Consider the following 4,036-nt stretch of genomic DNA (forward strand, 5'->3'; position numbering starts at 1 on the left):
GGTCAGCGGTCAGCGGTCAGCGGTCAGCGGTCAGCGGTCAGCGGTCAGCGGTCAGCGGTCAGCGGTCAGCGGTCAGCGGTCAGCGGTCATTTTTAATGTTGCGATTAAACTAGTCAACATTTTTGAAAGCGCTACGGTTTCATCAAGCCACTTTCGACCAACGGATTTATCTATATAACAAATATCTATTCCAATATAAATTTGCGTTCTTGCTTCAGCTATTGATGAGCGAGCAATATCTAAAAATCTAACTTTTTCTTTATTGCTGTCTCTGGTCATCCCCTCGGCTATATTACTAGGAACAGACAAACCAGAGCGTGTTAATTGATCTCTAAACCCATAATCTTTTATCGAGCTCGTGATTTTATATATATCAGCACTTAAACGGGCTGAACGTTTCCAAACTTCTAAGTTTTCAAAGTTCATCGACTTAATCCTAGCTATTTACTTTTAGCTTAGAAGTATTTGAAGAAATAGACACCCTAAACGCAATTAAAGCCTAAGACTGATAGCTGATAGCTGATAGCTGATAGCTGATAGCTGATAGCTTATAACCCTCACTTTCCTTACGATTTTATCTGCACTAAATCAAAGTCAGCCATGCCAGGCACTATCGCTTGCAAGCGCGATTCGGTCACATCAAGTGCGTTTAAACATTCGCAATACTCAGAGGCTTTAAGCTCAAGTTGCTGGGCCTTTTTTTGTAGTGATTTATCTATTTCTTTAGAGATAATATTCATACGTTGGCCCATGTCGTTAATGCGGTCTTCAATATTACCTTCGCGTGATTTAAATGCATCACCAAGCGACATTAAAATAGCGCCTAACGAGCCATGTACGGCAGAATGTATTTGTTGGCTAATTTCTTTAGTGAAAAAGTCATCTATTTGCGAGAGCGACTGTGGAGCGATAAAAAAGAAGTCATCACCGCGCTTAAATTTATCCATAAGCGCCCGCTCTACGTACTGGAGCTGGGTTTTTAGTACCTCTGGCTCTTTATCAGACATCCCCTCAACCACATGCTCAATGGCGCTTAAACCTAAGTTAACCCCATCTGTGGCTAAGTTAACAAGCTCAGGCACGGTATGGCGAATACCATTACTAAATTGCTCAAGTACTTTGCTTTCTTCAGTGCTTAAATCAACCCAATAACCACGAATAAAAAGCTGGTTATTATTATTAATTTGCACGCGGGTTTGGCCTTTATCAAGAATACGTATAACGTCGTCGGTAATTATTAAGCCATGACTCAACTCAACATCGCACTGCGACTGAGCTAAAACTGCAGAACTTGAAAGTGCTAAACACAACGCCAATATCGAACGAGATAACAACGCCATATACACCCCAACAAGCTAAAAAAGGAAGGCAGGTAGGTTAACAAAAAACCAACTTTATGCAAGAAAAATAGCTGTTAGCTGTTAGCTGTTAGCTGTTAGCTGTTAGCTGTTAGCTGTTAGCTGTTAGCTGTTAGCCAGAATAAATTATTAAGCATCGCGTTTACAATAAATACGGTTATATTTTATTAGTAGGCGTGAAGCTTGCTCACGCAATTGAAACATCTATACTATGCAGCAAGACGCCTACAATAAATTTAGCTTCAGAGCTTATTTGGGCTGTAGACGTAGAGCTTGCTCACGTTAGAAGCGAAGCTTCTCATGGCTTTAAAATATAATAACCACTGTAAAAGCACTACCTTTAAACTCCAGCAAGCAAGGCGCCTACAACGCTACCATCTAAAGCGCAGCGCCTCTAAACCTCTTTGTGAATAAATTACTTAAAACCCTATTGCACAAAGAGAAGCAAAAGAGAAAACATGCAAGTAGCAGCGAGTTTTCCTCGCGTTTAGCCTTAACGCGGCATAAAGCCGCGACTACAGCGTTCCCCTCTAGAGCGCAGCGTCTCCTAACCTCTAAGTGAATTAATGACTTAAAACCCTATTGCACAAAGAGAAGCAAAAGAGAAAAAATGAGAAAACATGCAAGTAGCAGCGAGTTCACCTCGCGTAAAACGTTTTGCATCAATATATATGCATAATAAATTGCAAATATGCCACCAAACTGCGGCCTATAAAATAAAACTTAGCCTAAAGCTCATTTGGGCTACAAATAAGGCGCTTACTTAAAATAGCTGGTAATTATCTACATAGGGTGAGTCTTTCTCTTTCTTACTTAGTTATTTATTGCTAACCTCGCATTAACGTTTTTTACTTAAACAATTTTTTGCTAACGGAATAATTATGCTAAAAAAAATATCGCTACTTGTCGGGATGGCAATCAGTGCAAATGTAATGGCTAAAGGCGGGGTTTCACCATATTTACCTTTAAATCAAGTACCCGAGCTTGAACACCAAGTACAACGCCTTTTAGCTGTAAGTAAAAATACGCACATAATGAGTAAGCCCTATAAAGCGCATGATATTTATAAAGTGCTGCAAACTGTTAGGCATACTTACCCTGAGTTATACCAAACACTTTCTTATCAGCTTAGTCCCTACATACAAAGTGATGCAGGCGCTTTTGCAAAGTTAACCATAGCCGCAGGTACAAAAGATAAAACACTGCCAAACCAGCGCGGGCAAACCACAAAAACTAACTTAATTGCTGAAGGCGGCGCTTATGCAAACTTTGGACGCCACTTTGGTGTTAGTGTTGCGGGTATAGCCAACGAAGACGAAATACTCCCAACGCAAAGCTTTATATACTTAGGGTATAAATACGCCCAACTAGATATTGGTTACCGTGAGCATTGGTACTCTCCCTTTGAAGACAGCGCTATGCTATTGAGCACACAAGCTAAAACTACACCTTCTATAACGCTTAGTAACGTAAACCCAATCACTAGCTTTAACATTAGATACGACATGTTTATTAGCCAAATGACAGAGCAAAGTGGCATATTAAAAGAGGGTAAACAAACAGGTGTAGCAAATGTTTACGAGCCAGGTAAACCGTATTTATTTGGTTTACACACAAGCTTTGCGGCTACCGATAATTTAACTATTGGCCTAAGCCGCTTAATGCAATTTGGTGGCGGGCCACGTAGTGTAACACTAAAAGATTTTGCGGAAGGTTTTTTTAGCCCTGGCAGTAAAGACAATGTGGGGAGCGACGATGCTAATAAGTTCGGTGAAAATTACGAACTAGGTGATCAACTAGGCTCTATAACATTTGAATACAACAACAGCCTATATTCACTCCCGTTTGAGCTATATGGAGAGGTTGCACTAGAAGATACGCTGGGTGGTTCACGCAATAATGCCTATAGCTTTGGCTTATATTTACCCTTTATTGCAAACAACCACAGCTTACGTTTTGAACACAGTAATTGGCAAAAAAGGTGGTATCAAAACAATCTATACCTAAATGGTAACCGTAATTCAGGTAATGTTATTGGCCATTGGGGTGGCGATGAACACAACTACACCGACTACACACCAGCTAAATCAATGAGTATAAATTGGCACTGGCAGTTAAGTTCTATAGAAACGTTCAATACCACTATTCGTTCGCTTAAAAATAAAAACAGCGGCTATAAAACAGGCTACGAGCTGCAAACAGCCTATACACGTAAGTTAAGCAAACCAATAATGGGCGCCCAAAGTTGGGGCGCAGAGCTCTACCAAGGTAAAGATGTATTTGGAGAAACCTTTGCAAGGTTAGCTGTATTCGCAAATTTTTAAAGTTTATTAAAGGCGCACCTTAAAGCTTTGCTTCTAAAAGCTTAAATTTAGCCTAAGTGCGCCAGCAAGCAAGCGCCTACAAAATAACAATATACTCCGAGCATAAAACCTATGTAGGCGTGAAGCTTGCTCACACAAAACATAATAACTTGGTACTAACCAAATATATACATCCACAAAAAAGCGCGGCATAAAGCCGCGACTACAGCGTTCCCCTCTAAAGCGCAGTGCCTCTTAACCTCTTAGTGAATAAGTTACTTAAAAGCCTATTGCACAAAGAGAAGAAAAAGAGGAGTAAATGAGAAAACATATAAGTAGCAGCGAGTTTTCCTCGCGTTTAGCCTTAACGCGGCA

Annotated in this window: 3 protein-coding genes; 1 reads left to right on the forward strand and 2 read right to left on the reverse strand. The window is 40.4% G+C overall.

Going from position 1 to position 4,036, the window contains the following annotated elements; genetic code table 11:
* Window positions 1–72 precede the first annotated feature (72 nt).
* Together AN393_RS19400 and AN393_RS19405 are read right to left on the reverse strand one after the other, a co-directional pair.
* On the reverse strand, window positions 73–426 hold the full coding sequence (locus AN393_RS19400) for a four helix bundle protein (protein WP_055016756.1): 354 nt from the start codon (window positions 424–426) through the stop codon (window positions 73–75).
* 140 nt (window positions 427–566) lie between these two features.
* Entirely contained in the window at window positions 567–1,340 is a 774-nt protein-coding gene (locus AN393_RS19405) for a YggN family protein (protein ID WP_055018931.1), read from the reverse strand.
* A gap of 899 nt (window positions 1,341–2,239) precedes the next feature.
* Here AN393_RS19405 and AN393_RS19410 point away from each other — a divergent pair.
* Window positions 2,240–3,682 carry a capsule assembly Wzi family protein gene (locus AN393_RS19410; RefSeq protein WP_055018932.1) on the forward strand — a complete coding sequence of 481 codons (1,443 nt, stop codon included), beginning with the start codon at window positions 2,240–2,242 and terminating at the stop codon, window positions 3,680–3,682.
* Window positions 3,683–4,036: the final 354 nt, after the last annotated feature.

The organism is Pseudoalteromonas sp. P1-25, assembly GCF_001401805.1.
Taxonomy (GTDB): Bacteria; Pseudomonadota; Gammaproteobacteria; order Enterobacterales; family Alteromonadaceae; genus Pseudoalteromonas.

Excerpts from the sequence above, each read along its gene's own strand:
- AN393_RS19400 (WP_055016756.1), bottom strand. The coding sequence starts at position 426 with ATGAACTTTGAAAACTTAGAAGTTTGGAAACGTTCAGCCCGTTTAAGT.
- AN393_RS19405 (WP_055018931.1), bottom strand. The coding sequence starts at position 1,340 with ATGGCGTTGTTATCTCGTTCGATATTGGCGTTGTGTTTAGCACTTTCA.
- AN393_RS19410 (WP_055018932.1), top strand. The coding sequence starts at position 2,240 with ATGCTAAAAAAAATATCGCTACTTGTCGGGATGGCAATCAGTGCAAAT.